The 24,091-nt window shown below is 64.6% G+C and carries 23 protein-coding genes and 2 tRNA genes; 19 read left to right on the top strand and 6 right to left on the bottom strand.

Annotated features, from left to right (window positions below; translation table 11 throughout):
• Positions 1-121: 121 nt before the first annotated feature.
• Complete coding sequence (locus tag ACFQS4_RS07885) at positions 122-280, bottom strand: hypothetical protein (RefSeq protein WP_497903079.1); 159 nt, start codon at positions 278-280, stop codon at positions 122-124.
• A 428-nt stretch (positions 281-708) separates the two neighbouring features.
• Here ACFQS4_RS07885 and ACFQS4_RS07880 point away from each other — a divergent pair, with 428 nt between their 5' ends.
• The 6 genes from ACFQS4_RS07880 (at position 709) to ACFQS4_RS07855 (ending at position 8,910) form a co-directional block, all read left to right on the top strand.
• A complete protein-coding gene (locus ACFQS4_RS07880) occupies positions 709-1,272 on the top strand; it encodes a winged helix-turn-helix transcriptional regulator (RefSeq protein WP_497903078.1) in 564 nt (187 codons plus the stop codon).
• A gap of 115 nt (positions 1,273-1,387) precedes the next feature.
• Positions 1,388-4,594 carry a M14 family metallopeptidase gene (locus tag ACFQS4_RS07875; RefSeq protein WP_497903077.1) on the top strand — a complete coding sequence of 1,069 codons (3,207 nt, stop codon included), beginning with the start codon at positions 1,388-1,390 and terminating at the stop codon, positions 4,592-4,594.
• A 163-nt stretch (positions 4,595-4,757) separates the two neighbouring features.
• Positions 4,758-4,937, top strand: a complete 180-nt coding sequence (locus ACFQS4_RS07870; protein ID WP_497903076.1) for a glycine zipper domain-containing protein — start codon at positions 4,758-4,760, stop codon at positions 4,935-4,937.
• Between the two features lie 250 nt (positions 4,938-5,187).
• Positions 5,188-6,873 (top strand): NADH-quinone oxidoreductase subunit D, encoded by a 1,686-nt coding sequence (locus ACFQS4_RS07865; RefSeq protein WP_497903075.1) that lies wholly within the window; start codon positions 5,188-5,190, stop codon positions 6,871-6,873.
• Positions 6,874-6,970: 97 nt separating this feature from the next.
• Entirely contained in the window at positions 6,971-7,744 is a 774-nt protein-coding gene (locus ACFQS4_RS07860; protein WP_497903074.1) for an SRPBCC family protein, read from the top strand.
• Positions 7,741-8,910 carry a zinc-dependent alcohol dehydrogenase gene (locus ACFQS4_RS07855; RefSeq protein WP_497903073.1) on the top strand — a complete coding sequence of 390 codons (1,170 nt, stop codon included), beginning with the start codon at positions 7,741-7,743 and terminating at the stop codon, positions 8,908-8,910. The genes ACFQS4_RS07860 and ACFQS4_RS07855 overlap by 4 nt, the downstream gene beginning before the upstream one ends.
• A 9-nt stretch (positions 8,911-8,919) precedes the next feature.
• Here ACFQS4_RS07855 and ACFQS4_RS07850 read toward each other — a convergent pair whose 3' ends face one another.
• Complete coding sequence (locus tag ACFQS4_RS07850; RefSeq protein ID WP_497903072.1) at positions 8,920-11,049, bottom strand: PQQ-dependent sugar dehydrogenase; 2,130 nt, start codon at positions 11,047-11,049, stop codon at positions 8,920-8,922.
• A 407-nt stretch (positions 11,050-11,456) separates the two neighbouring features.
• On the opposite strand from ACFQS4_RS07850, the gene ACFQS4_RS07845 reads away from it, so the two are divergent.
• From ACFQS4_RS07845 to ACFQS4_RS07835, 3 genes are all read left to right on the top strand, one after another.
• Positions 11,457-12,593, top strand: a complete 1,137-nt coding sequence (locus ACFQS4_RS07845) for a cobalamin-independent methionine synthase II family protein (RefSeq protein WP_497903071.1) — start codon at positions 11,457-11,459, stop codon at positions 12,591-12,593.
• 368 nt (positions 12,594-12,961) lie between these two features.
• A complete protein-coding gene (locus ACFQS4_RS07840) occupies positions 12,962-13,801 on the top strand; it encodes a VOC family protein (protein ID WP_497903070.1) in 840 nt (279 codons plus the stop codon).
• 116 nt (positions 13,802-13,917) lie between these two features.
• Positions 13,918-14,370 (top strand): response regulator, encoded by a 453-nt coding sequence (locus ACFQS4_RS07835; RefSeq protein ID WP_497903069.1) that lies wholly within the window; start codon positions 13,918-13,920, stop codon positions 14,368-14,370.
• Between the two features lie 180 nt (positions 14,371-14,550).
• Here ACFQS4_RS07835 and ACFQS4_RS07830 read toward each other — a convergent pair whose 3' ends face one another.
• A complete protein-coding gene (locus ACFQS4_RS07830) occupies positions 14,551-15,216 on the bottom strand; it encodes a DUF7504 family protein (RefSeq protein ID WP_497903068.1) in 666 nt (221 codons plus the stop codon).
• A gap of 225 nt (positions 15,217-15,441) precedes the next feature.
• On the opposite strand from ACFQS4_RS07830, the gene moaA reads away from it, so the two are divergent.
• On the top strand, positions 15,442-16,425 hold the full coding sequence (gene moaA / locus ACFQS4_RS07825) for a GTP 3',8-cyclase MoaA (RefSeq protein ID WP_497903067.1): 984 nt from the start codon (positions 15,442-15,444) through the stop codon (positions 16,423-16,425).
• A gap of 57 nt (positions 16,426-16,482) precedes the next feature.
• Here moaA and ACFQS4_RS07820 read toward each other — a convergent pair whose 3' ends face one another.
• Genes ACFQS4_RS07820 through ACFQS4_RS07810 form a run of 3 tightly spaced genes read right to left on the bottom strand, consistent with a single transcriptional unit; the run spans position 16,483 to position 19,897 of the window.
• Positions 16,483-16,977: a DUF7519 family protein gene (locus ACFQS4_RS07820; RefSeq protein WP_497903066.1), complete on the bottom strand. Its 495-nt coding sequence runs from the start codon at positions 16,975-16,977 to the stop codon at positions 16,483-16,485.
• Positions 16,974-18,941: a DUF58 domain-containing protein gene (locus ACFQS4_RS07815; protein WP_497903065.1), complete on the bottom strand. Its 1,968-nt coding sequence runs from the start codon at positions 18,939-18,941 to the stop codon at positions 16,974-16,976. The genes ACFQS4_RS07820 and ACFQS4_RS07815 overlap by 4 nt, the downstream gene beginning before the upstream one ends.
• Complete coding sequence (locus tag ACFQS4_RS07810) at positions 18,938-19,897, bottom strand: DUF4129 domain-containing protein (RefSeq protein WP_497903064.1); 960 nt, start codon at positions 19,895-19,897, stop codon at positions 18,938-18,940. Before ACFQS4_RS07810 ends, ACFQS4_RS07815 begins: the two co-directional genes overlap by 4 nt.
• Before the next feature lie 183 nt (positions 19,898-20,080).
• On the opposite strand from ACFQS4_RS07810, the gene ACFQS4_RS07805 reads away from it, so the two are divergent.
• From ACFQS4_RS07805 to ACFQS4_RS07765, 9 genes are all read left to right on the top strand, one after another.
• Positions 20,081-20,163: transfer RNA gene (locus ACFQS4_RS07805), tRNA-Ser, on the top strand.
• 106 nt (positions 20,164-20,269) lie between these two features.
• Complete coding sequence (locus ACFQS4_RS07800) at positions 20,270-20,791, top strand: 30S ribosomal protein S13 (protein WP_253433936.1); 522 nt, start codon at positions 20,270-20,272, stop codon at positions 20,789-20,791.
• Positions 20,791-21,312, top strand: a complete 522-nt coding sequence (locus ACFQS4_RS07795) for a 30S ribosomal protein S4 (protein ID WP_497903063.1) — start codon at positions 20,791-20,793, stop codon at positions 21,310-21,312. Before ACFQS4_RS07800 ends, ACFQS4_RS07795 begins: the two co-directional genes overlap by 1 nt.
• A gap of 1 nt (position 21,313) precedes the next feature.
• Positions 21,314-21,700: a 30S ribosomal protein S11 gene (locus ACFQS4_RS07790; RefSeq protein ID WP_253433931.1), complete on the top strand. Its 387-nt coding sequence runs from the start codon at positions 21,314-21,316 to the stop codon at positions 21,698-21,700.
• Between the two features lie 3 nt (positions 21,701-21,703).
• The gene (locus ACFQS4_RS07785) at positions 21,704-22,453 is read left to right on the top strand and encodes a DNA-directed RNA polymerase subunit D (protein WP_497903062.1); all 750 of its coding nucleotides are present in this window, start codon (positions 21,704-21,706) and stop codon (positions 22,451-22,453) included.
• Positions 22,454-22,631: 178 nt separating this feature from the next.
• Positions 22,632-22,716: transfer RNA gene (locus tag ACFQS4_RS07780), tRNA-Leu, on the top strand.
• Positions 22,717-22,875: 159 nt separating this feature from the next.
• Entirely contained in the window at positions 22,876-23,244 is a 369-nt protein-coding gene (locus tag ACFQS4_RS07775) for a 50S ribosomal protein L18e (RefSeq protein WP_343233696.1), read from the top strand.
• Positions 23,244-23,693, top strand: coding sequence for a 50S ribosomal protein L13 (locus tag ACFQS4_RS07770; protein ID WP_497903061.1), 450 nt, complete (start codon positions 23,244-23,246; stop codon positions 23,691-23,693). The genes ACFQS4_RS07775 and ACFQS4_RS07770 overlap by 1 nt, the downstream gene beginning before the upstream one ends.
• Positions 23,687-24,085, top strand: coding sequence for a 30S ribosomal protein S9 (locus ACFQS4_RS07765; RefSeq protein WP_253433919.1), 399 nt, complete (start codon positions 23,687-23,689; stop codon positions 24,083-24,085). Before ACFQS4_RS07770 ends, ACFQS4_RS07765 begins: the two co-directional genes overlap by 7 nt.
• Positions 24,086-24,091 lie beyond the last annotated feature (6 nt).

Raw genomic sequence — 24,091 nt, 5'->3', positions numbered from 1 at the left:
TCGTCCTCGGGGACCAGCGATAGCGCCCGCCCACACTCAAAACACGTCGACGAGGCGCTCATGAGCGCGATACCCCGCGGTTCGTCCTTCGAAGACGGGTCCCTGGAGCGCCTCAACGGCGTCAGACCGGCGATCGCGCACCAGGTGGCCGCCCGCTCGGCAGGTTCCGGTCGTCGCACCGGAAGTGCTCAAGCACGCGGTCGGCATTGAGGCCGTCCGCGCGGACGAACCGAACGGCGCCGCCGCACGCCGCGCACCTGGCCCACGGACGGGCGTTCATCAGGCCCACCTGGCGCGGCGTTCGAGGGCGCGTTCGCGGAGGTCGTCCAGGTCGTCCTCAGCCTCGATCTCGATCCGGTGTTTTCCTGGCATATTCCCACACATATCGGTAATATTTTACATACATTTTCACATATGTCCGAGATAGACACCCAATCCAAAATATATCGGCAACATTGATTTATACCAGATCGTGATATTCATGGGACTGAATGGCACGCGAAACCAGAGCAGTTCGATTTCACGGAATGGATGACACATTTGAACTGGGACAACGGCGGTGGTGGGAACCGGCTCGTAGAACGAAGCCGATACCCAATCGTAACGGGTTCGCTCGAGCGCAGTCGACGTCGTCGATGAGAGGAGGAGATTGGTAGTGGTAATGGACTGTCCGTCAAGATGTCGGTTCTTTCAACGACGAGTGTGACGATGGCGGTTTCCAAAAATGAGCCATCTGGCGATTCGTGTCCGCTCGAAAACGAACGACGGCGGACGATTTACGAGACCGTCGAGACCGAACCCGGTCTCTGTCTCTCCGCCGTGAGCGAGGAAAGCGGCATCGCACTCTCGACCGTTCGCTATCACGTCCGCGTTCTCGAAGACGAGAACGTGATCCAATCAGTCACTGTCTGTGGGAAACGACGATATTTTCCGTTCAGTCAGGACGACGTCGAGTTGCGAAGCGTCCTCTTCGAACCGGCAAAGCGACGGGTGCTAGAGGCACTGGCGACATTGGGTCCGACGCACAACGCTTGCCTCGCTACCGCACTCGAGTGCGACTCGAGTACGGTTTCACACCACCTCTCGATGCTCGAAGACGCCGGCTTCGTCGTTCGCGAGCGCGACGGCCGGACAGTCGTCAACGAACTCGATCCCACCGTCGAGTCCGTAATATTCGAAGACTGGTCGAATCACCGATCGGACGAGTCCGAGTCGCGACTCGAGGCTGAAGTCGCGAAATCGTCTACGAAGTGTAGCCGTCTCGACGGCTGATTCAATCGGTATCCGGACTTCGAGAAGACCCCTGGATGAGTTTGTCAATACCATTTTTATCATGATTATTGTTGACCGCGATAGGTCCGCTGGACCACCCTGCACACGAACTATGATGGAACACGAACACGGCGCGGACGACACGCACGAAGCCGAGGCGACCTTCGATACCGTACCGATCAACCGACGCGACTTCGTACGGCTCTCTGCTGCACTAGGTGGCGTCCTGGCCTTACCTGGCAACGCTATCGCTGACCTCGAAGACTCGGCGATGACCGACGAGTACGAGTACGTCGTCAATCACACACCCGACGACTACGCCGTCGCGACGCTGATCCAGTTCGAGGAGGAGTCGGGGATCGACGACCTGCTCGGACTCGACCTCGAGGTCGAGCTCGACGACGACTGGATTCTCGAGGAGCCACCCGCAGCCTACGCGCAACTCACGACAGCGGAGGTCGAGGAGGTACTCGAGATTCCAACCGCCGAGGAGTTGAGTTACACGCCCGGGTCGAACCCCTTCTGGCGACTGGGGTACTATCCCCTCGGCGTCTTCCCGGCACCCCACCGCGCCGTCGACTTCATCGACTACGAGCAGATGATCAGCGGGATGGAGTACCTCGAGTCCGAGCACGCAGATAGGCTCAACTTCTACGCTCTCGCGGACGCGGAGAACCCGCACGACGTCGAGTTCGGGACGAGTCCCGGCCACCACAACCGACTCACCGACCGGTACGATCCGAAAGATCTCCACGTCGCCGAAATCACGAACGACATCGACGAAATTCGTGGGACTGAGGAGTTCGAGAACCGTCAGAAGGTGATGTTCGAGGCCTCGATGCACGGCCTCGAGCGCGCCGGCCCCGAGGCGTGTTATCGCTTCATCGAACGAGTGCTCACGGGACGCGAGCAGGAGTTCGAGCGACTGCTTGACGACTGCGTGTTGATCATCCTTTCGTGTAATCCCGACGGCTGGGTGGCCCGCAGCCCGCAGTACGATAGCGGCTGGCAGACCGGGGGATCTGGTGCGACCCATCCGCGCCTTCCCGCGGCGCCACTCCACGAGCGGGGGAACGCCGAGGTGTACGACACGAACCGGCAGTACCCCACCATCGGGTGGATCGATCCGGTCCACCATCCTGGAGAGCCGGACGAGGGCCGCTGGGCAGAGGACAATCCACACGACATCGTCGACAAAGTGCCCGACGCGATGGGCGTCGTCGAGCACTTCCGTGGGTACGAAAACCTCACTCACGGCGCTGACCTCCACGCGATGTTCTGGAACTCGGATTTCATCCTGGGACTCATCAACCAGATCGAGTACACCCAGGACGAGTTCCACGACCTCTACGAGATGAACCGGACCCTGGAGACGAACCTCGAGGAGGCGATGGACGACTGGGAAACGCTCGCCGAGGTCCAGGAGGAGGCCACCGGCAAATTCAACCCCGAAGTCCTCATGCCCACGCTGCCCGAGACGGCCTACGACTACTCGACCATCTGGGACACGATCGGCTACACGATCACCGGCGGGCTCATCGGCTTCATGGGCGCCAGCGAGGATCTGGGCGGCCTCGACGTGACAACGATGGCGTTCGAGATGGCCTACAGCCACATGATCGGGGGGAACGTGTACAATCCCGAGTTAGCCGACAAGTGGGTGACGGGCTACATTGCGGCAATGAAGACGATGACCGACTACGCGCTCCGCGACGTCGACTCCGAGGTCGTCACCCGCGACGGCGAACCCACGGAGATCGCCTACGTGACGACCGACGAACTCACGCGCTCGTCGGACGACCTCTCGTTCCTGCAGGATGACGATACCGATAGCGGCGAAACCGAACTCGCCAGCACCGAGCACGAACTCATCGTCGACGCCGAATCCACCGAGACGCTGACGTTCGACGTCGCCGACGACCTGCACACGCTGTCAGTACACGCGCACGCGCCGTACGGCCTCGTCGATGTCGTGCTCCGCGATCCGAACAGGAACGAGGTCTGCTCGTACCGCCCCTCGACGTTCAACGGCGATCGACATCACCACATCCCGCCGATGGTCGTGAAAGAGCCGGCGGGTGGTGAGTGGACACTCGATGTCGAGAGCCTGATGACCGAGGAGGCGACGGAACTCCACGCTCACGTCGGGACGCTGCAGTCGGAGGCCGACAACCCGGACCCTCGAGACGCGCTCGGCTTCGAACAGCAGGAGTACGAGGTGACGCCGCTGGCGTTCTTTGACGACTTCGAGGCTGAGAACGAACTCCTCACCACGATCGCACTCACCCCCGAAGAGGTGGTCGAAGCGGGGGTCGATGCCGATCACCTCGTCGTCGTCCACGACGACCGCGGCGACGACCCCGAGGGCTACGCCGCGGCGATCGACGACTTCGTCGAGTCGGGCGGCAACCTCGTGGTGACCGACACTGGCCTCCATCTGCTCGCAGACCTGGAGACCGCACCCGGCGTCGGCGAGGGTGACATCGTCGACGAGACGTTCGGCGTCAGTCACCTCGAGGAGAAAGACGAGGAACACCCGCTGCTCACCGATACCCGCCCGATCCAGCGGATGACGTGGAAGGTGGCACCGCTCGGCTACCCGTACGCGAACGACGCGCCGATGACGCTGCTCGACGCGGATGCCTTCGAGACGTCCGGCGGAACCGTCGCCGGGACGACCGACGACCTGGTGAGCGGCGGGTCGATCTTCACCGACAGCGAGGAGTGGCGTGGTATCCACGCGATCGGCGGACTGTTTCCCCCGGCCAGTCAGCAGGAACTGCACCCCTTCGGGCTGAAGAACTACGTCCTCTCGTATTTCGGGTTCACCGTCCTCGTCAACGCGCTCGGCATGGAGCAGCGACGGTTCGTGGACGGCGAGGTCGTCCGGACGGTCGGCGACCGCGAGCAGGGCCCGCCGTTCGCGGTCGCCGGTGAGCGCGAGGATTCGGGCTCGGTGTTCACCGGCGGACAAACGAATCGCACCGAACTGGACGTCGAGGCCACCGAACCGGTTCTGGTCCGCGACACGGTGCCGGAAGGCTGGACTGCCCACGAGGAGTACGGCGACGTCGAGGCGACGACGCCGGCGTCGAACGGTGGCACGCACGTCTACTTCGGCCTCGAGGACGCCCAATCGGTCTCCGAGAACCTCACGCACTTCGCGGAGGCTCCCGACGACCTGCTCGACAGCGGTGAGTACACGTTCGGACCGATCGCCGTCTCGCGTGACACAGGCAGCGACGAGACACTCACCGACCGCGAGTGGATTCTGCTCGGTGGCACCGATCGAGACGTAACCGTCGTTGCGGAGGACGTTTGATCACGACGGCTACGGGGCGCTCGCGTGTGCTTCGACACGCCGTCGGGTCCTGAAACTCGTCGGCGTATCAGGCGTCGCCGCGACCAATAGAGGCTCAACTCACATGACCGCTTTCGGTACGTTCAGCGATAGGATTATCTCCGACTGCGGCGAGTACGTCCTTATGACTACCAGAGACGAAGAGGATGGATCCGGACGAGCGCCCGGGACGGGGATGTCGATTGGGCTCGTACTCGGCGTCGCCATCGGCGTCGCGATGGACGAGTTGGCCATCGGGATCGCTCTCGGAATTATCCTCGGTGCGGGCATGGATGCCGGCTGGCCGGAAAATCAGCAGTCGTAGATTTTCCATCGACTCGAGTGGCAACGGCAGCGACCAGAACCACCTCGCGCTCCAGGGACGAGGTTCGCCGTTACCTGTCGACCCGTCACCGATGGGCGAGCCTCGAGCCACCGTGGGAAACAGTCACCATCGACGGTCTCTCGGCTCGTCGTGACGGTCGTCTCCGTCGCCGAAAAGCTTCTTTTGCGTAGCAGGGGTGCGACGTGTACGCGCGTCGTCGAGCGCCGAGACGTGCCCAGCGGGGGATTCCATGAACGACCAATCGACACACCAGCGGGGACGGATCCCGCCCGATTTCGACCACGTCAGAAGAGACCTCGTCGACGAGAACCGGGTCGCCGAGTTACTCGAGGAGTACACCATCGGCCGAGACGACCACAAGAACGCGCCCGCGTTCGTGATTCGCCCCGATCAGGTTCAGGAGGCACTCACGACCTTACGCGAGGAGGCGGGGTTCGATCACCTCTCGTTGATCACGCCCCAGGAATACGAGGACCGCTACGAGTCGAACATCCACCTGACGAAGTACGACCGGCGGACGCACGAGGTGACATTGGTGGTTCCCCTCCCGAAGGATGAACCGGTCTGTCAGAGCGCCGAACCCGTCTTCCGCACCGCGGACTGGCACGAACGCGAGGCGTTCGACCTGGTCGGCATCCGGTATGACGACCACCCCGACCTCCGGCGAATACTCCTGCCCGAGACGTGGCAGGGGCACCCGCTTTCGCTGGACTACGACCAGAACAAGCCCCAGGTCGTCGACCTGGCGGCGCACGCCAACCCGCTCCAGCCCGACCATCACGACGCGGACACTGACACGATGTTCCTGAACGTCGGGCCCCATCACCCGGCCACCCACGGCGTCCTCCACCTGGAAACCGTCCTCGACGGGGAGTCAGTCGTCGGCGTCGATCCCGACATCGGCTACCTCCACCGCTGCGAGGAGCAGATGTGCCAGCAGGGCACCTACCGCTACCAGATCATCCCGTACTCGAACCGGTGGCACTACACGTCGAACCTCCCCAACGAGTGGGCCGTCGCCCGCGCCATCGAGGATCTCGCGGACCTCGAGGTCCCCGAGTACGCGCAGGTGTTGCGGACAATGACGACCGAACTCGGTCGGATGCTGGGTCACTTCCTCGCCGTCGGCACGTTCGCCCTCGACGTGTACGGCGACTTCACGGCCATCTTCCAGTACGCGTTCCGCGACCGAGAGGTCGTCCAGGACATCCTCGAGGACCTCACAGGCCAGCGGATGATGTTCTACTACTTCCGCCTGGGTGGAGTCGCCTGGGATCTGCCCGAACCTCGCGAGGATTTCATCGAGAAGACGCGGACCTTCCTCGACGGACTCCCGCGGAAGATGAACGAGTACGGCGCCCTCCTCACGAGCAACGAGGTCTACCAGATCCGGACCGTCGACACCGGCATCCTCGAGCCGGAGGTGGCGAAGGACTACGGCTGCACCGGACCCGTCGCGAGGGGGTCGGGCGTCGACTACGACCTCCGGCGGGACGACCCGTACGGCTACTACCCGGAACTGGAGTGGGACGTCGTCACCGAGGACGGCTGTGACAACTTTTCGCGCGTGCTCGTACGCTTGGACGAGGTCGAGGAGAGCGCCAAGATCGTCGAACAGTGTCTGGACCTGATCGAGGACTGGCCCGAGGACGAGCGAACTGTACAGAGCAACGTCCCCCGGACGCTCAAACCGCCGGCGGACACGGAGACTTACCGGGCGGTCGAGAGCGCCACGGGCGAACTCGGCGTCTACGTCCGGTCGGACGGCTCGAACTCGCCGGCCCGGTTCAAGATCCGGAGCCCGTGTTTCCACAACCTCTCCGCGTTACCGGAGATGGCCGAAGGGGAGTACGTCGCGGACATGATCGCCACGCTGGGCAGCCTCGACATCGTGCTCGGGAGCGTCGACAGGTGACGGGTCCACGAGAAACGATGCCGCGGGCGCGGTGGCTGCACTTTCAACCCGTTGATCGATGGGGACAATCGTCGCGAGTACAGGTAGAGGGATTTCGATGACGCAATCTGGAACCGTCGAACACCGATCCGCGAAGACCGGTTCGACCGCAATCGATCGACCCTTCTGGGCGCGCCTCGCGAGCATCGTCGCCGGCGGCGCGCTCCTGGTGATCGGGGTGAGAAAGCGTTCGCTCGGCGGAGCGATAGCCGCGGGCGTCGGCGCCCTGCTCTGTTATCGGGGTCTCGCGGCGCGCGACGGGAGAGGAACCGCTCTCGAGTCGGAACTGCTCGAGTCGGAACCGGACGGCGATCGGAGACCCGACGCGCGGTTCTCCGGCGCGGCCCCGGCGGTGGAACGATCGATCACGATCGACCGATCGCCGGAGGAACTCTTCGAGCGGTGGCGCGATCCCAACACCGTGACGAGGGTTCTCGGGTCAGTCGTCGACGTCACCGCGGACGATCCGGACGTCTGGACGTGGCGAATCGCCGGCCCGTTCGACCGGCAATGGACCTGGAAGACGGAGGTCGTCGAATCGGAGCCCGGTACGTTTATCGGCTGGGAGTCGCACGACGACGCGGCGATCCCGAGCTGGGGAACCGTTCGGTTCCGGCCCGCGCCCGCGGACCGCGGAACGGTCGTCACGCTCGATCTGAATTTCGACCCGCCCGGCGGGGCGCTCGGTGACGCAGCGGTGAACCGCAGCGGGATCGTTCCCGCCACGCTCGTGACGAAGACTCTTCGGCGATTTAAGGCCCTCGTCGAGACGGGTGAGATCCCCACGCTCGAGCGAAATCCCTCCGCGCGAGGCTACGGTGATCTGGTATGAGAGCACTCTGTTGGCACGACGTCAACGACCTCCAGGTGAACGACGTTCCGGAGCCCGAGATCGTCAACCCGCGAGACGTCGTGCTCCGGGTGACGAAGACGACGGCCTGTGGCTCGGACCTGCACTTCATCGACGGCTACCTGCCGACGATGCGCGAGGGAGACGTCATCGGCCACGAATTCATGGGTGAGGTGGCGGAGGTCGGGCCGAGCGTGTCGGACCTCGAGCGAGGCGACCGGGTCGTCGTCCCGTCGTTCATCGGCTGCGGGAACTGCGGGTACTGCGCGGACGATCTCTGGTCGCTGTGTGACAACACGAACCCGAACCCGGAACTACAGGAACCGATCCTGGGTGACGTAACCGCCGGCATCTACGGATACACCCACGCCTTCGGTGGGTACGCCGGCTCCCACGCCGAGTACGTTCGCGTCCCGCACGCCGACGAAAACTGCTTTCACGTTCCCGACGAACTGGACGACGAGCAGGCGCTGTTCGCCTCCGACGCGTGGGCGACCGGCTACATGGGCGCCGACTTCTGTGGGATCGAAGACGGGGACACGGTCGCCGTGTGGGGCTGCGGCGGCGTCGGGCTGATGGCCCAGCAGAGCGCGAAACTCATGGGCGCCGAACGCGTGATCGGGATCGATCGCTTTCCCGAACGGCTACAGCTCGCGCGAACGGAGGCCGGCGCCGAGACCGTCGACTACACCGCCGTCGACAGCGTCGTCGACGAACTCGACGCTCGAACCGGCGGTCGCGGCCCCGACGCCTGTATCGACGCCGTCGGGATGGAGGCCCACGGCACGGGCGTCGTTCACGCCTACGACCGGCTCAAGCAACGACTCAAACTCCACACCGACCGCGGGGAGGCGCTCCGACAGGCCATCGTCGCCTGTCGGAAGGGCGGCACCCTCTCGATTCTCGGCGTCTACGGACTGATGGACAAGTTCCCCCTGGGAATCGTCATGAACAAGGGGCTCACCGTCCGAACCGCCCAGCAGCACGGCCAACGCTACGTCCCACGGCTGCTCGAGCACGCTGCCGAGGGCGAGATGGACCCGTCGTATCTGGCGACGCACGAACTCTCCCTCGAGGATGCACCTCGCGGGTACGAACTGTTCAAGCACAAGAAAGACGGGTGCGTGCGGCCAGTCTTCACCCCCTGAGCATCCTGGCTACGTCTCGTCGTCGGTTTCGTTCCCGTTCGTTTCGTCGTCAGTTTCGTTGCCGTCAGCACCGTCGCCCTCGTCTTCGTCCTCGTCGATAGGCTCGTCCTGGGTGTCCTCGGTCGCCTCCTCGTCCGCCTCCTGTTCGTCAGTCCCGTCCTCGGGTACCGAGATATCGTCTCCCTCACCCGGTGGGACGATCTTCATGACGACTCCCGTGTCGCCCGACGGAACACCCTCCCGGTTCGCGAGGACGTAGACGTTGCCGTCGCCATCCTGGCCGAACTGCCGAACGAAGTAGGGGAACGAACCGTCTTCGGTCCCCGAGACCTGGAGTTCTTCCATCTCCCAGAGTTCGTCGCGGGGGACGGCTTCGACGTCCTCCTCCCCGCCGTCAGCATCGTCGCTCGAGTTGGTATCCGTCGTCTCGTCGTCGCCCGAACCTCCGTCGTCGTCCGAATCGTCATCGGTAGGCTCTGACGCCGCGAGGAGTCGACCCGCCGGCGCCTGGCGCGCCGGATCGGCCGTCCAGTCGCCGAAGACGTACTTGCCCTGTAACTCCTCGAGCTGGTCGGCCTCGTACACGTGGCCGCCGATGATCGTGATCCCGACTGTCTCACCCTCGTACACGTGGGGGTACTCGACGATCGGATCCTGCAGTTCCTGGCCGTTGTACGGCGGTTCGTCGGGAGCGGCGTCCGGACAGTCTGCGGGCGGATCGCTCGGGCTATCCGTACTGAAGCAGTGGGTCCCCTCCTTGACGTTCCAGCCGTAGTTGCCGCCGGCCTCGACGAGGTTCGCCTCCTCGTAGAGGTCCTGTCCGGCGTCGGAAACGAACAGCCGCCCGTCGCTGTCGAACGAGATGCCGAATGGGTTCCGGAACCCCCACGCGTAGTACTCGTCGATGGCATCGTCCACGTCGACCAGGGGGTTGTCGTCCGGGACGGCGTAGGGCTCGTCGCCCTCCGCGTCGACGTCGATCCGATGGATGCCGCCGAGGAGGGTATCGGTAACGTTCTGTCCGTTTCCGCCCGCGTTCTCGTCGTACCAGTCCTCGAGGTGGCCCTCCATGTCGTCGTTTGCGCCGCCGCCGTCGCCCATCGGGACGCACAGGTAGCCGTCGGGTCCGAAGGCCATCGGGCCCGCGTCGTGGTTGTACTGCGGTTTCTGGAACTCCAGGAGGACGGTCTCCGAATCCGGGTCGGCTTCACTCCGGTCGCCCGACGCGTGGAACTCCGAGACGACTTCGACGTGGCTCCAGCCATCGGGCGTCTCGTCGTTCGGCGGCGCGCTATAGTGAACGAAGAAGCGACAGTTCTCGGCGAAGTTCGGATGGACCTCCACGCCGAGGAGGCCCCGTTCGTCGTAGTCCTGGTTCGGATCGGCGTACGATCCTTCGAACGTCCCGAGTTCGACCAGCCGGTCGCTCACGTCGAGGAACGGTTCCTCTCGCCGTCCGTCGCCGTCGACGAGCCAGAGTTCGCCCGTTTGATCGGCGACGAGGTACTGGTCCTGGTCCTGGTCCTGACCCCCACCGATCACGGCAAAGTCGGTCGGCGCCGTCATCCCCTCCGCGACCGACTGGAGCCCGATTTCGGCCCCCGGGTCGAAGAACGCCGGCACTTCGCCGTCTTCCGACTCGTCACCGGTTTCGTCGTCGGACTCACCGCCGACCGAGACCTCCCCACGCATCGTCCCCGCGTGCGGTTCGCAGTAGTACTCCGCCATCTCGCTCGTCGCCTCGAACTCGAGCGTCTGGGTCTCCCCTTCCTCGGCCAGGAGTTCGGTGCCCTCGAGTTCCTCGCCGTCGCCGTCGACGATGGCGATGTTGTGCGCCTGGCCGTCGAGATTCTCCCACGTGAGTTCGTACGTCGTTCCCTCCTCGAGTTCCAGCGTGGGGTTGGTTTCGCCTTCGATTTCGCCCGGAGCGACTCCTTGCCATCCGCTGGTCTCGCCCCCGAGTTCGATCGTCTCGCTCTCCTGGGCGAGCGTCGAGTTACCGATTGCGGCGAGGCCGCCCGCAGCGGCGGTCGCCTGGAGCAGTCGTCGCCGCGTGGTCGGCCACCAGCGAGAGTTCCCGGTCCCTGCGGATTCGTACGGACGAGTGGTTCGCTCGTCGTCGCCTGGCTGTTCGCTCATAACGCTCGAGACGGCGAGAGACGAATGAATAAACGCCACCAACCGTTCCCCTCGTTTTCTCGCTCAATTGGCTGTTGTCCCTAAAGTGGACGACGAGCACAGGGTGACGCAGACGTAACGTGGAGTTACTCGACGACGCCGTCGGATCCGCTCCGTCGTGGCCGACTACCCGGTCGATCCTTCCGCCGATCGTATTGCAACACTTCTCGCCTCCAGAACGAGCAAAACAGCGCGTTTACCGAAATATATCGAGTGGACTATCGACGGCGATGGGGGCTGGCCGTGATCGAAATCGACGTCGACGTGGATGTCGATGGCCGCCCGTACCCCCCGCGTGACGGTCGAAGCAGCGGAGAAGAGAATATAAACGTGGCTCGACCACGTTCACGTGACACGAGTGAACGTAGATGTCCAGTGATCTCTCCATCCAGACGACGCACGTCGGGAGCCTTCCCCGGTCGGACGCCCTCCGCGAAGTGTTGCGTCGCAATGACGATTCACGTTCAGAGGCGTTCGAGACCGCCGTCGGCGAGGCGGTCCGCGACGTGGTCCGGAAACAGGCCGAAGCGGGGATCGACGTCGCGAACGACGGCGAACAGAGTCGACTCGCGTACTCCGTCGACGTGACGAACCGCCTCTCCGGGTACTCGGATCGGTTCGCCGAGCGCGACCTACCGGCCGACCTCGAGGAGTATCCCGAGTTCGCCGAACACGCGCTGGGTGACATCGACAACATCGGCGGACCGATCGCGACGGGTCCCATCGAGTACGTCGGGGAGGAGGCCCTCGAGCGAGACCTGACTCGCTTCGACGAGGCGGTCGAGGAGACGGGCGTTTCCTTCAGCGATCGATTCCACACTGCACCGTCGCCGGGGGCCGTCCTCCGGTTCACCGACTCGACGTATCACGACTCGAACGAGGCGTACATCTTCGACCTCGCAGAGTCGCTCCGGACCGAGTACGAGATCATCGTCGATAGCGGTGCCCAGTTACAGATCGACGCGCCGGAACTGCTCGCCGGGTTCACGATCACCTACAAGGACGCCTCGACCGACGAGTTCCGCGACCAGGTCGAAACCTACGTGGAGGCGATCAACGTCGCGCTCGGCGACGTCCCGTCCGACCGCGTTCGACTCCACGCCTGCTGGGGGAACTATCCGGGTCCCCACCACCACGACGTGGCGCTTGGCGACGTCATCGACAAATTCTATGAGGCCGACGTTTCGGGGCTGGTCGTCGAAGGCGCGAATCCCCGGCACAACCACGAGTATCGAACCATCGCGGAACACCCGCTCCCCGACGACTGGACGCTCGTCCCCGGCGTGATCGACGTGAAGACGAACGTCGTCGAGCACCCCGAGGTCGTCGCGGACCGACTCGAGCGATTCGCCGAGAGCGTCGGTGATCCGTCGCGAATAGTCGCCGGTTGCGACTGTGGCTTCGAGACGGTGATGACTGCGAATCTCGTCTACCCGGACCTCGTCTGGAAGAAGCTCGAGTCGCTCGTCGAGGGTGCGGAACTCGCCTCGAGTCGGCTCACGTGACCGGGCTGATCCATCGGGGATGGGTCGGGGTCGATGGATCGGCGCAGTTGCGGTTCACAGTGCGTGCTCGTGGTTCGTGGTCCGTGGTCGCGGTTCGCAGAGTTTCCGCCGCCAGACGGTTGTCTCTTCTATACGGTTGCCGCCTCTCGGACGGTTGCCGCTTCCTGAACGAATTGGTGAACCGGACAAACCAGGAGGACGCACTCCCTCGAGCAACCGCCGGATGACATAGACGTAACCAGGTGAAACCGGTGTTCGCGAAAGTATATCGGACTCACGCCCGAATATCTAACAGAACATCGTGACAGCCACCAGCCGGATCGACGACCGACGAACACCGCCCGCCGCCGACGAGGATCACGAATCGCATGACTGACCACCTCCCGGATTCGACGCGCATCGGCCGCACCGCGCTGACCGTCGCGAACCTCGAGGAATCGATCGAGTTCTATCGGGACGTCGTCGGGCTCGTCGTCCGAGCGAACAGCGAGACGGCAGCGACGCTCGGCACCGAGACGGAACCGTTGCTCGAGCTTCGCCGAGACGCCGATGCCCCTCCACGTAATCGGAGCCAGGCGGGGCTGTTCCACAACGCTTTCGAGGTCACCTCGAGAGCCGCGCTCGGGGCTGCCCTCGAGCGGATTCGCGACAGCTGGACGCTGAACGGGGCCTCCGACCACTACGTCAGCGAGGCGCTGTACCTCGACGATCCCGACGGCAACGGCGTCGAGATCTACTGCGATCGACCGCGATCAGCGTGGCCGCGCCGCGACGACGGAACGGTTCGGATCGGCACAATTCCGCTGGATCTCGAGGCCGTCGCCGCCGAATCGGACGGAGCGACGACCGTTCCCGACGGGACGACGGTCGGCCACGTCCACCTCGAAACGACCTCGCTCGAGGCCGCTCGAGAGTTCTACGTCGATATGCTGGGATTCGAAGTACAGACCGAACTCGACAGAGCCCTGTTCGTCTCGGCGGGCGGCTACCATCACCACCTGGGCGTGAACGCGTGGGCCGGTCGATCACAGCCACGACCGGTGGACGGCCGCGGGCTGGCGTGGTTCGAACTCCTCGTTCCGAGCGCGGCGGCACTCGAGACGATCCGTGACCGGCTGGACGCCACCAACGTCTCCGTAACGGAGCGTGAGAACGGGTTCGAGACCATCGATCCGGACGGGGGCACGGTTCGCGTCGGAATCGCGTGAGCCGTCACGAGCGTACGTCGTCGCTTGTGGTTCTTCCACACGAAATCGACGCGTATCGGTGCTTACCCCACATGCTTAGGGACCACCTTTAGGCAGGTCTGGAAGAAAGGACGTGTGTGCAGACGTTCAGACCAACGGAGCCCGTCGATATTCTCCTCATCGAGGACAACCCAGGTGACATTCGGCTCACCGAGGAGGCGTTCAAATCGGCTCTGAACGAGGTGCGCTTTCAGATTGCGACGGACGGCGAGGAAGCCGTCCGATTCTTACACGAGTGCCAACAGGACGACGAACGGCCCTTTCCCGATCTGATCTTGCTAGACCTGAACCTCCCTCGGCTCGACGGATTTTCGATTCTCGAGATGCTCAAAGACGACTTCGATCATCCGTCCCCGCCGGTGTTGGTCCTCTCGAGTTCGACGGCCAGAGAGGACATCATCAAATCGTACGAACGGGCCGCCAACGCCTACCTGACCAAACCCGATTCGCCGGACGAGTTCGATTCGATGGTGCGAGCGGTCGAGGATTTCTGGATCGAGTCGGTACAGCACCCACCGATCGAGTCCTGAGGCGGAGAGCCGTCGTCAGGAATCGTCGCGTCCCGTTGCGTCCGACTCTTGCCGACGCTTTCTGATCGTCGATACCTGCCGTTGCTTCGCCTCAGAAGGGTTTTTTCGGTAGTAGCAGGTTTCACGCCGTCGTACACAGGGCCAAACTCGAGCGGTAGTCGCAGAGCGTCGAACTCATACTCACGGCTCGAGTTCGACGACGTCGTCGAAGAGATGCGTAAGTGTCATGATCGTCTCCCTGTCGTGGACCGACGAGTCGACGTGGACGTACGCGACAGCGTCGGCCCGACGAATCTCCTCGAGGGTCACGTGCAGGAATCGGAAGGTCATCTCGAGACCCTTGCGCTCGAGGAGCGGCGTGAGTGATTCGAACCAGAGGATGGGGTGCTGGTTTGGATTCGAGTTCGAGTGTCCATCTCCATCTTCAGCTTTGATCTCGGCCTCGGTTTCACCCTCGCCCTCGTCCCACCGCGAGAGTGCGTCGCCGATCGCGATGCCGATGCCGGTGACGTCCTCGGTACCGACAGTGAGGATGTGCGCCTGGGGGAGTTCCACGGAACTGGCGCCGGCGGCTACCGAGCGGGTGACCTCGCCGATGGAGACGATGCTGAACTGGCTCGGAAAGTTGCCGATGCGCGACCGCCAGGCGTCCAGGATGGCTTCGGCCGTGTGGACGCGCGAGACGACGACCGTCGGCCGCTCGTCGTCGGTCTCGCCGGTCGGATCGGGAGAACGAATGCCCTCGACGGTGGTGACGATGTCGGACGCGTCCATGGAGGGGCTGACGACCAGTACGCTCGAGCCCGGGTCGTACTGATCGAGCGCTGCCGGAGGAGAACGTCCCATAGGAACCCCTCGTCGGTCCTCGTAATAAAGTGCCCGGCCGTGACAGCCCAGAACGGAGTAAATATTACCACACCGACCTTCGAGGAATCGGTTGCCTCGTCGATGGTAGTTGCCCGCATACCCCTGGAGGAAAGCTACGCACGTGCCTAAAAAGTAAGCACAAACGGTTACCTCTCGTCCGAATGTACCCTCGAGTTTAAGCGGTTTCGTGCGTAAGACAGTCGCATGCTCACCGACGACTTCGGGCGCGAGGTTTCCGGGGTACGTATCTCGCTCACCGATCGGTGTAACTTCGACTGCATCTACTGTCACAACGAAGGACTGGGGGACACGCGGGGACCGATGGACCCGCAAGAAAACGAGATGGGGACCGACGACGTCGTCCGCTTTCTCGAGGTCGCCGCCGAGTTCGACGTCGAGGCCGTCAAGTTCACCGGCGGCGAGCCGATGTTGCGTGACGACCTCGAGGAGATTATCGAGCGGACGCCCGACTCGATGGCCGTCTCGCTGACGACTAACGGTACCTTCCTGCCCGACCGCGGCGAAGCGCTCGTCGACGCCGGACTCGAGCGAGTGAACGTCTCCCAGGACGCCCTCGATCCGGAGGCGTTCGCCGCGGTGACGAAGAGCGGGGCCTACGACCGGGTGATCGAGGGCGTCGAAGCGGCGCTCGAGGCCGGACTCGACCCCGTCAAACTCAACATGGTCGTGTTCGAACACACCGCGGGGTACGTCCCGCAGATGGTCGAGCACGTGGCCGAAAACGACGGCCTCCAGCTCCAGTTAATCGAGTACATGCCGGAGTTGACCGGCAAGCCCGAGTGGCACGTCGAGATCGAGCGCGTCCATGACTGGCTGGCCGAGCAGGCCGAGGCAATCGAACACCGCGAGATGCACGACCGGAAGCGCTACTGGATCGGCCAGGAGGACGGAGACGGTCGCGGGATGGTCGAGATCGTCGACCCCGTCGAGAACCCGACGTTCTGTGCGAACTGCCACCGCGTTCGCGTCACCCACGAGGGGTACCTCAAGGGCTGTCTCAACCGCAACGACGACCTGCGTCCGATGGGCGAGATGACCAGACCCGAGATTCGTGAGGCGTTCCGCGAGGTCGTGGCCAATCGCGTCCCCTACTACGGCGAGTACATGGTCCGGAACGCAAGTGGAGAGTGGGAACTCAACGACGAGTACATCGACATCGGCGCCTGATTCACGACTCACGGAAGAACGTTATTTGGTGTCCTGTCGCAGCCACGAGGGCGAACGCTACTTGAGCGCGGCCACGAGAAAGACGACGGCGAGCAACAGCAACACGACGCCTCCGGCGGGCTGTCCGCCGCCGCCGAAGACGTACACGCCGTACCCGAGGGTCGCCGCGACCAGCCCGACCGAGAGACTCGAGACGACGTGGACGCCCTCGAGGCGGCGAGTGTCGGTTTCGCGGCCGAGTTGCTCGCCGAGTTCGACGGCGCTCCGGCCGAGATCGAGGGCGACGAGGGCGGCGATAGCACCGACGACCGTCACTTCGGGGGGCATCCCCTGCAACCCGCTGACGACGACGGCAACGAACAGCAACCCGGCGCCGGCGTCGGTCGCGTCGGTGATCCCCCACACCAGACCTGCGGCGAGCGAGGCGGTTCCGACGACAGCGAGAACCGCGCCGGCTGGCGACCCGACGACGGTCGCTCCGACGACGATCACCGCGGCGAGAGCCGCTCCGAGGCTCGCGATCCGCGTCGGTCGCCTGGTCAGTTCGTTCATCGGCGACCACCCGCGTTCGCTCGAGCGACCGCCTCGTCGATCGTCTCCGATGGCTCCCAGTCGATCACGGGGACGCCGGCGCGCTGGAGGTCGAACCGCCTGATGCGGCGGGCGACGCGGGCAAGTTGCTGGCTGGTCGTCCGTTCGGCCGTCGGGTTCGGACTGATGACGGTGAGCGCGTGGCCCCTGGCGTCAAGACGGCGGACGATCCGGGCCGCGGCGGCGTCGCACAGGGGACTGAGGAAGACGATCTGGGTCTCGGCGGCGAGGCGACGACGGATCATCCGCAGTTGGGGTCGCCACTGGGTCTCATCGCGGGGCGGCTCCGTCGAGAACTGTTCGTGGGACGCGAGCGCCTCGCTGAGTCGAATTCGGTGGTGTTGTCCCGACGAGGGGGCGATCCAGCACGTCTCACGCAAGTTGAGCCGCTGGTTGGCTTCCCGGTTGACGGGGCCGAGCGCGGCCAGCCCGACCGTATCGCCGGTGTCGAGCAACGACGCGGCGATCCGACCGGCCGCTTCGACGGAGCGATCGATGGCGTGAGCGGCGTCGGGTTGGTGTGCCAGGTAAGAAGCCTTCCGTGCGTCGATCAACACGAGGACGCGAGCGGCCCGCTCCTCGTGGAACTCGAGAGTCGCGAGTTCGCCCGACCGGGCGTGACGATTCCAGTCGATCCGGTTGAGCGGGTCGTTGCGCCGGTACTCGCGAACCGAGTGAAACTGCATTCCCTCCCCCGAGTCGGCGGTCGTCAGCTGACCGGAAAACGCCGCGGCGGCGGGTCTGAGCGGGACCGCGGTCGTGAGCGGCTGGAGCGTCGGTTCGGCGACGATGGCCGTCTCCGTCTCGGTCGTGAGATACGATTCGCGTTCACTCGAGCGCGAGAGGTCGCGCGTGAGCGCGAGTGCCGGGTCGAACGCGTGTCTGCCGCGGCGGGCCGTGACGGTGTACTCGAGGGTCACCGAGTCGTGGGGGCGAAGCGACGTCCCGAGCCGTGCCGAACCCGACTCGAGTGCGAGCCCCGCGGGAATCCCGTCGACGAACCGGAGGTCCGGGACGAATCCGCCCGAGTCGTTGGTGATCGTCACCGTTACCGTCACCTCCTCGCCGGGATCAGGGTGGTCGGCACTGAGCGTGCGCTCGAGGGTGAGGTCGGGGTCCGGGGCGGCCCGCAGGTGGGCGAAGCCGGCGTAGCCAACCCCGACGACGCCAGCGAGGACGGCGCCCGGTGACTGGGCGACGGCACCAGCGCCGACGGCGAAGAGCGCGAGGCCGCCGACGCCCGTCCAGTACCCCGTCTCGCGAACCGACCGTTCGACCCGGCCGGTGAACGAATCCTGGGTCGTCCGTGGGGTGACGTCCTCCAGTTCTTCCGGGTCGTACTGCGGGATCGAGTCGGGCAATACCTGATCGCCGAGACCACCGTAGCCGATCGCCGCGATCGAGGCCGCCGTTCGCCGGACGTTCTGACGGAACGTCGTCTCGCGGTCGAGTGCAGCCACGACCCGATTCCGGAGGGACGTCTCCGGGAGGTCGAGGTCCGGCGAGAGAAATGCAGCGACGCGTTCGTCGGCCGTCCAGGTACCCGATTCGACGCGGTCGCGCGCTTCGTCCGTCGAAAGCCCATCGAACCGCGTGAGAACCGCCATCGCGGCCTCCCGGAGTCCGTCGACGATGCGTCTCGAGCCGGAGACGAATCCGTAGGAGTCGGTTCGAAACTGGGCGATGGCGCTCGAGAGCGTTCGTCCAGGAACGGGGACAGTCGTCCGGTGTTCGGGATCCGTCGTCTTCGTCAGGTCGCGCTCGGTGCGGCGACGGCTGAATCCGCTGATCGCGACCAGAATCGCCACCACACCTATCAGACCGATCAGACTCTGTCCGGCGTTGAAGTTGGTCGCACCGACGAGAACGAGAACGCCCGCGAGAAACACGAAAACGCCGACGACGAGCGGCAGACGGCGGGTCATCGGTCGTCACCCCGCTCGTCTCGGCTGGCGGCGTCCGTTTCGCCGTACGTCGACTCGATCGCTCGCAGGATCGAGACCGCCCGTTCCTCGCGTTCGTCGGTCGTGTCCTCGTGGCCATAGCGAACGGCCTCGAACAGGTCCGTGAGTTCCTCGACGTGGTCGCGCTCGAGGCCCGCGTCGACCGCGACGGCCGCGAACTCGCGAGGCGTCGTCGACTCGGGACGGTCGACCTTGAGGAGGTCGGTCATCTCGAGCCAGGCGTTGTAGATCTCGTTGTCGACGCCCGTCGAGGACTCGTCGGCGATTCGATCCGCGGCGCGACCGGCGGCGGCCGCGACCGCCGCCTGTTCGGGGTTTTGGCCGTCCGCCGCCTCCTCGAGTGCCGCAGCGTCGTCCGCGGACGAGGACCGCTTGCTCGCGACGAGGCCCCCGACGAAGATCGTCGCGATGACGGCGAGCGCACCCAGGAGCGGACCGAAATCGAACGAGGTGTCCGTACTCTGGGCGTCGCTCCCGGGGCTGCCGCCACCGCCTGAGCTATTGTTTGGCGGATCGACCGTCCCGTTCTCGTCCGGGAACTCCGGCGGCGCGCCGAGTTCGAGGATGAGGTAGACGAGCGCGAAAATGACGAGCGCCGCGAGCACCGCGGCGGCTCCCATTTTGACGAGCTCGCGCCGGTAGTTGATCAGGTACCAGACTACCACGAGCGCCATGATGATTAGTAACGCGTACACGAGATACTGGAGAAATACCGGTGTCGAGCCCCATACGCCCGCACCCGAATCGGCGTACGGCTCACCTTCTCCTTCGCCCGGCCCTTCGCCGACGCCTTCGCCGGTGCCGACGCCGTCGCTCCCGGGATCGGTGGGCGTAGTGATAGTCGCGGCGACGAGGCCGATCGCGACGATCACGAGGAGGGCAACCACCAGTCGGAGGAGCGTTTCTTTGGAAGGCACCGATTGTCAGTGCGTTGTTCCTAGTTCCTAATAAGTCGTAGCATTTCGAGGTGGTAGCACGTGACTCGAGAGCGACGAATCACGGCCTTTCGTTGCCCTTAAGTACTGGCCACGGGAAGTGACGGGTGCAATACGAATGTAGGGGGTCGGCCCCGAGTCCGCGAGGGCGACAATGACCACGGTGTCGTGGTAGCCAAGCGGCCCAAGGCGCATGGTTGCTAACCATGTGGCGTCAAGCCTCCGGGGTTCAAATCCCCGCCACGACGTCGATCACCCACTCGCAGCCGGTCACGAGTCACGGGACCCAAGCATACAACCCGTGACCCGTCGCCGGCGAGAGCCGATCAACGAACCACAGACGACCTACAACACATGAGTGAGGAAGAACCGCAAGAACAGGAGGAAGACGAGCTTCAGTACTTCGTCCGGATCGGGCAGACCGACCTCGACGGCACGAAGTCCGTCGAACGCTCGCTCGCCGAGATGAACGGGATCGGCCGACGTGCCGCCCGGATCATCGCGGAGGAAGCCGGCGTCGACCGTACGGCGACGTTCGGTGCCCTCGATCAAGAGACGATCGACGAAGTCGTCACGCACGTAGAGAACTACGCCGAGGACGTCCCGGAGTGGCTCACCAACCGCCAGAAGGACTTCTACACCGGCGAATCGACCCACGAGATCGGGAACGATCTCCAGTTGACCCGTCAACACGACATCAACCGCATGAAGATGATCGACTCCTACCGGGGAGTCCGTCACAAGCGCGGCCAGAAGGTCCGCGGCCAGCGGACGAAGTCCACAGGCCGAACGGAAGGGACCATCGGCGTCAACGTCGAGGAGATCCGCGAAGAACAGGCCGAGGAAGCCGCAGCGGAAGCGGAGGATGACGAATAATGCCGCTGGGATCCAACACCAAGCAGTACGAGACGCCGAATCACCCCTACCAGGGCGAGCGTATCTCGAGCGAGCACGCGCTGCTCGACCGCTACGGCCTGAAGAACAAAGAAGAGCTCTGGCGAGCCCAGTCCGAACTTCGCTCGTACCGACGCGAAGCTCGCGACCTGCTCGCCCAGCCACAGGACGAAGCGACCGTCATCAACCGGACCGAGGAGTTCCTCGGACGCCTCAAGCGCGTCGGGATCCTCAACGAAGGTGACGAACTCGGCGCCGTCCTGAGCCTCGAGATCGAGGACGTCCTCGAGCGCCGTCTCCAGACGGTCGCCTACCGCAAGGGACTGGCCCAGACGCCACAGCAGGCGCGCCAGTTCATCACCCACGGCCACATCGTCCTCGACGGTCAGCGCCAGCGAATCCCGTCGTACGTCGTCGACGTCGACGAGGAGGACCTGGTCGACTTCGACGAGAACAGTCCGATCGCGGACGAACTCCACCCGGCACGAGCGGAGGGTCAATAACATGGCAGACGACGACAAATGGGGCATTGCCCACGTACACGCATCGTTCAACAACACCGTCATGACCGTGACCGACCTCACGGGTGCGGAGACGATCGCGAAGTCCTCCGGCGGGACGGCGGTCAAGCAGAACCGCGACGAGGCGTCGCCGTACGCGGCCATGCAGATGGCCGAGTCCATCGCCGACGAGATCAAGGCGGCCGGCATCACCGGCCTCCACGTCCGCGTTCGCGGTCCCGGTGGCAACTTACAGAAGTCGCCCGGACCCGGCGCGCAGGCGACGATTCGCGCGCTCGCCCGTGCAGGTCTCGAGATCGGCCGCATCGAAGACGTCACGCCGATCCCCCACGACGGATCGCGCGCACCCAAAGGCAAGGGCGGCTACTAGATCATGACTGAAGCGTACGACGTCGAGTTCGTCGAACGCGACGACCGGAGCGCGCGCTTTCTCGTCCGCGGCCTCACGCCCGCGTTCGCCAACGGCATCCGCCGGGCGATGATCGCGGACGTACCCACGATGGCGATCGACGAGGTTCGCTTCATCGAGAACTCGTCGGTGATGTTCGACGAGCAACTCGCGCTTCGACTGGGGCTCGTCCCGCTGACGACGCCCCCGGAAGGCGAGTTCGTCGAGGACGACACCGTCACCCTCTCGATCGACGTCGAAGGACCGGCGACCGCCTACTCGGGCGATCTGGTCACGAGCGACGACCTCGTTCGACCCGCCGACGAGAACGTCCCGATCATCGATCTCAAGGACGGACAGCGCCTCGAGGCCGAGGCCGATGCCGTGATCGACCGCGGCAAGGACCACGCCAAACACCAGGGCGGCGTGGCCGTCGGCTACCGCCACTTACAGCGCGTGACCGTCGAGGACGACCTCTCCGAGTTCGAAGACGAGGAGACCCAGATCGTCCGCGGCGTGATCGAAGAGGACGGCGAGCTCGTTCCCACGAGCGAGTTCGGCCACGACCTCTCCGAGCGCTACCCCGGCAAGCAAGTGCGCGTCGAGGACGTGCCCGGCGCGTTCGTCTTCCACGTCGAGACCGACGGCTCGTTCAGCGTCGAGGAACTCGTCACGCGCGCGGTCGATTCGATCGATCGGCGCGCTGCCGAACTCGAGGAAGCCGTTCAGCTGTAAGCGTCCCCCGAACAACGAACGACACACGAACAACCAATGACCCGACGTTCCACCCCCGTTCACACTGACGCCGATTCGCCGCCAACGGCCGCCGAGGCCGCGAGCGGCGAAACTGGCAGCCGATCGGACTCCCAAATCGAAAGGGGTTTTACGGGGCGACGGGTACGGAGGAGTGCGAGCAGGGATAGCCAAGTCAGGCCAACGGCGCAGCGTTCAGGGCGCTGTCTCGTAGGAGTCCGCAGGTTCAAATCCTGCTCCCTGCATCACTTCTCCGATCGAAATCGGACGTCGACTGCTCGAGGAACGGCTTCGGCCGGGCCTCGAGCGTTCGTCGGCGTCTCGACGATTGCGACTACGACTACGATTACGACCGCGATTGCGGCTGCGACTTCGACTGCACCTGCAATCGCGACGCAGACCGAATCTGGAGGAAATCAATGAGTACAAAGACCAATCCGCGACTCACCGATCTCATCGCCGAGTTGAAGTCGACGTCCCGACAGCGGGACGCGGCCGTCTGGCGAGACATCGCGGACCGTCTCGAGAAGCCCCGCCGCAACCACGCGGAAGTCAACCTGGGGCGGATCGAGCGGTACGCACGCGAGGAAGAGACCGTCGTCGTCCCCGGCAAGGTGCTGGGGTCCGGCGCACTACAAAAGAACGTTACCGTCGCCGCCGTCGACTTCTCGTCGTCGGCCGAGACGAAGATCGAACAGGTCGGCCAGTCGGTCTCGCTCGAGCAGCTGCTCGAGGAGAACCCCGACGGGTCGAACGTCCGGGTGATCGCCTGATGAGCGTCGCCGAATACGACGCCGACGTCGTCGTCGACGCTCGCGACTGTATCCTCGGCCGCGTGGCCAGTGAGGTCGCCCAGCGCGCCCTCGACGGCGAACGCGTCGCCATCGTCAACGCCGAAGACGCCGTGATCACCGGCGACAAGAACGACGTGTTCGAGACTTACCGGACGCGCCAGCAGCTGGGCTCCGACAGTGGGCCGTACTACCCGCGTCGTCCGGACGCCATCCTGAAGCGCGCCGTTCGCGGCATGCTTCCCGCGAAGAAGCCCCGCGGCCGCGAGGCGCTCTCGAACGTCCGCGTCTACGTCGGCAACCCCTACGAGGGCGACGACGACTACGAGGCCGAGGTCCTGGAGGGCACGTCGCTGGACCGACTCTCGAACATCCGCTTCGTCCACCTGCACGAAGTCTCCGAACAGTTAGGTGCTAACGTCACATGGTAACGAACACGAGTGGAAAGAAGAAGACGGCCGTCGCCCGCGCCACGGTGCGCGAGGGCGAGGGTCGCGTCCGAATCAACTCCCAGCCGGTCGAGCTGGTCGAACCCGAGATGTCCCGACTGAAGATGCTCGAGCCGTTCCGCATCGCGGGCGACGACCTCCGCGACGGCATCGACGTCGAAGTCCACGTCGAGGGTGGCGGCGTCAGCGGCCAGGCCAACGCCGTCCGCACCGCCATCGCTCGCGGCATCGTCCAGCACACCAACGACGCCGAACTCCGCGACGCGTACATGGAGTTCGACCGCTCGCTGCTGGTCAACGACGTTCGACAGTCCGAACCCAAGAAGTGGGGCGGCCCCGGCGCACGGGCCCGCTACCAGAAGTCCTACCGCTGAGGTGAT

Origin of the sequence: Saliphagus sp. GCM10025317, from assembly GCF_042663665.1 — an archaeon.
Taxonomy (GTDB): Archaea; Halobacteriota; Halobacteria; order Halobacteriales; family Natrialbaceae; genus Natronosalvus.
This window is presented reverse-complemented; position numbering and strand designations above follow the sequence as displayed.

What these genes read in the sequence shown, in the direction of transcription:
- ACFQS4_RS07885 (WP_497903079.1), bottom strand. Translation starts at nt 280, where the DNA reads ATGAACGCCCGTCCGTGGGCCAGGTGCGCGGCGTGCGGCGGCGCCGTT.
- ACFQS4_RS07880 (WP_497903078.1), top strand. Translation starts at nt 709, where the DNA reads ATGGCGGTTTCCAAAAATGAGCCATCTGGCGATTCGTGTCCGCTCGAA.
- ACFQS4_RS07875 (WP_497903077.1), top strand. Translation starts at nt 1,388, where the DNA reads ATGGAACACGAACACGGCGCGGACGACACGCACGAAGCCGAGGCGACC.
- ACFQS4_RS07870 (WP_497903076.1), top strand. Translation starts at nt 4,758, where the DNA reads ATGACTACCAGAGACGAAGAGGATGGATCCGGACGAGCGCCCGGGACG.
- ACFQS4_RS07865 (WP_497903075.1), top strand. Translation starts at nt 5,188, where the DNA reads ATGAACGACCAATCGACACACCAGCGGGGACGGATCCCGCCCGATTTC.
- ACFQS4_RS07860 (WP_497903074.1), top strand. Translation starts at nt 6,971, where the DNA reads ATGACGCAATCTGGAACCGTCGAACACCGATCCGCGAAGACCGGTTCG.
- ACFQS4_RS07855 (WP_497903073.1), top strand. Translation starts at nt 7,741, where the DNA reads ATGAGAGCACTCTGTTGGCACGACGTCAACGACCTCCAGGTGAACGAC.
- ACFQS4_RS07850 (WP_497903072.1), bottom strand. Translation starts at nt 11,049, where the DNA reads ATGAGCGAACAGCCAGGCGACGACGAGCGAACCACTCGTCCGTACGAA.
- ACFQS4_RS07845 (WP_497903071.1), top strand. Translation starts at nt 11,457, where the DNA reads ATGTCCAGTGATCTCTCCATCCAGACGACGCACGTCGGGAGCCTTCCC.
- ACFQS4_RS07840 (WP_497903070.1), top strand. Translation starts at nt 12,962, where the DNA reads ATGACTGACCACCTCCCGGATTCGACGCGCATCGGCCGCACCGCGCTG.
- ACFQS4_RS07830 (WP_497903068.1), bottom strand. Translation starts at nt 15,216, where the DNA reads ATGGGACGTTCTCCTCCGGCAGCGCTCGATCAGTACGACCCGGGCTCG.
- moaA (WP_497903067.1), top strand. Translation starts at nt 15,442, where the DNA reads ATGCTCACCGACGACTTCGGGCGCGAGGTTTCCGGGGTACGTATCTCG.
- ACFQS4_RS07820 (WP_497903066.1), bottom strand. Translation starts at nt 16,977, where the DNA reads ATGAACGAACTGACCAGGCGACCGACGCGGATCGCGAGCCTCGGAGCG.
- ACFQS4_RS07815 (WP_497903065.1), bottom strand. Translation starts at nt 18,941, where the DNA reads ATGACCCGCCGTCTGCCGCTCGTCGTCGGCGTTTTCGTGTTTCTCGCG.
- ACFQS4_RS07800 (WP_253433936.1), top strand. Translation starts at nt 20,270, where the DNA reads ATGAGTGAGGAAGAACCGCAAGAACAGGAGGAAGACGAGCTTCAGTAC.
- ACFQS4_RS07795 (WP_497903063.1), top strand. Translation starts at nt 20,791, where the DNA reads ATGCCGCTGGGATCCAACACCAAGCAGTACGAGACGCCGAATCACCCC.
- ACFQS4_RS07790 (WP_253433931.1), top strand. Translation starts at nt 21,314, where the DNA reads ATGGCAGACGACGACAAATGGGGCATTGCCCACGTACACGCATCGTTC.
- ACFQS4_RS07785 (WP_497903062.1), top strand. Translation starts at nt 21,704, where the DNA reads ATGACTGAAGCGTACGACGTCGAGTTCGTCGAACGCGACGACCGGAGC.
- ACFQS4_RS07770 (WP_497903061.1), top strand. Translation starts at nt 23,244, where the DNA reads ATGAGCGTCGCCGAATACGACGCCGACGTCGTCGTCGACGCTCGCGAC.
- ACFQS4_RS07765 (WP_253433919.1), top strand. Translation starts at nt 23,687, where the DNA reads ATGGTAACGAACACGAGTGGAAAGAAGAAGACGGCCGTCGCCCGCGCC.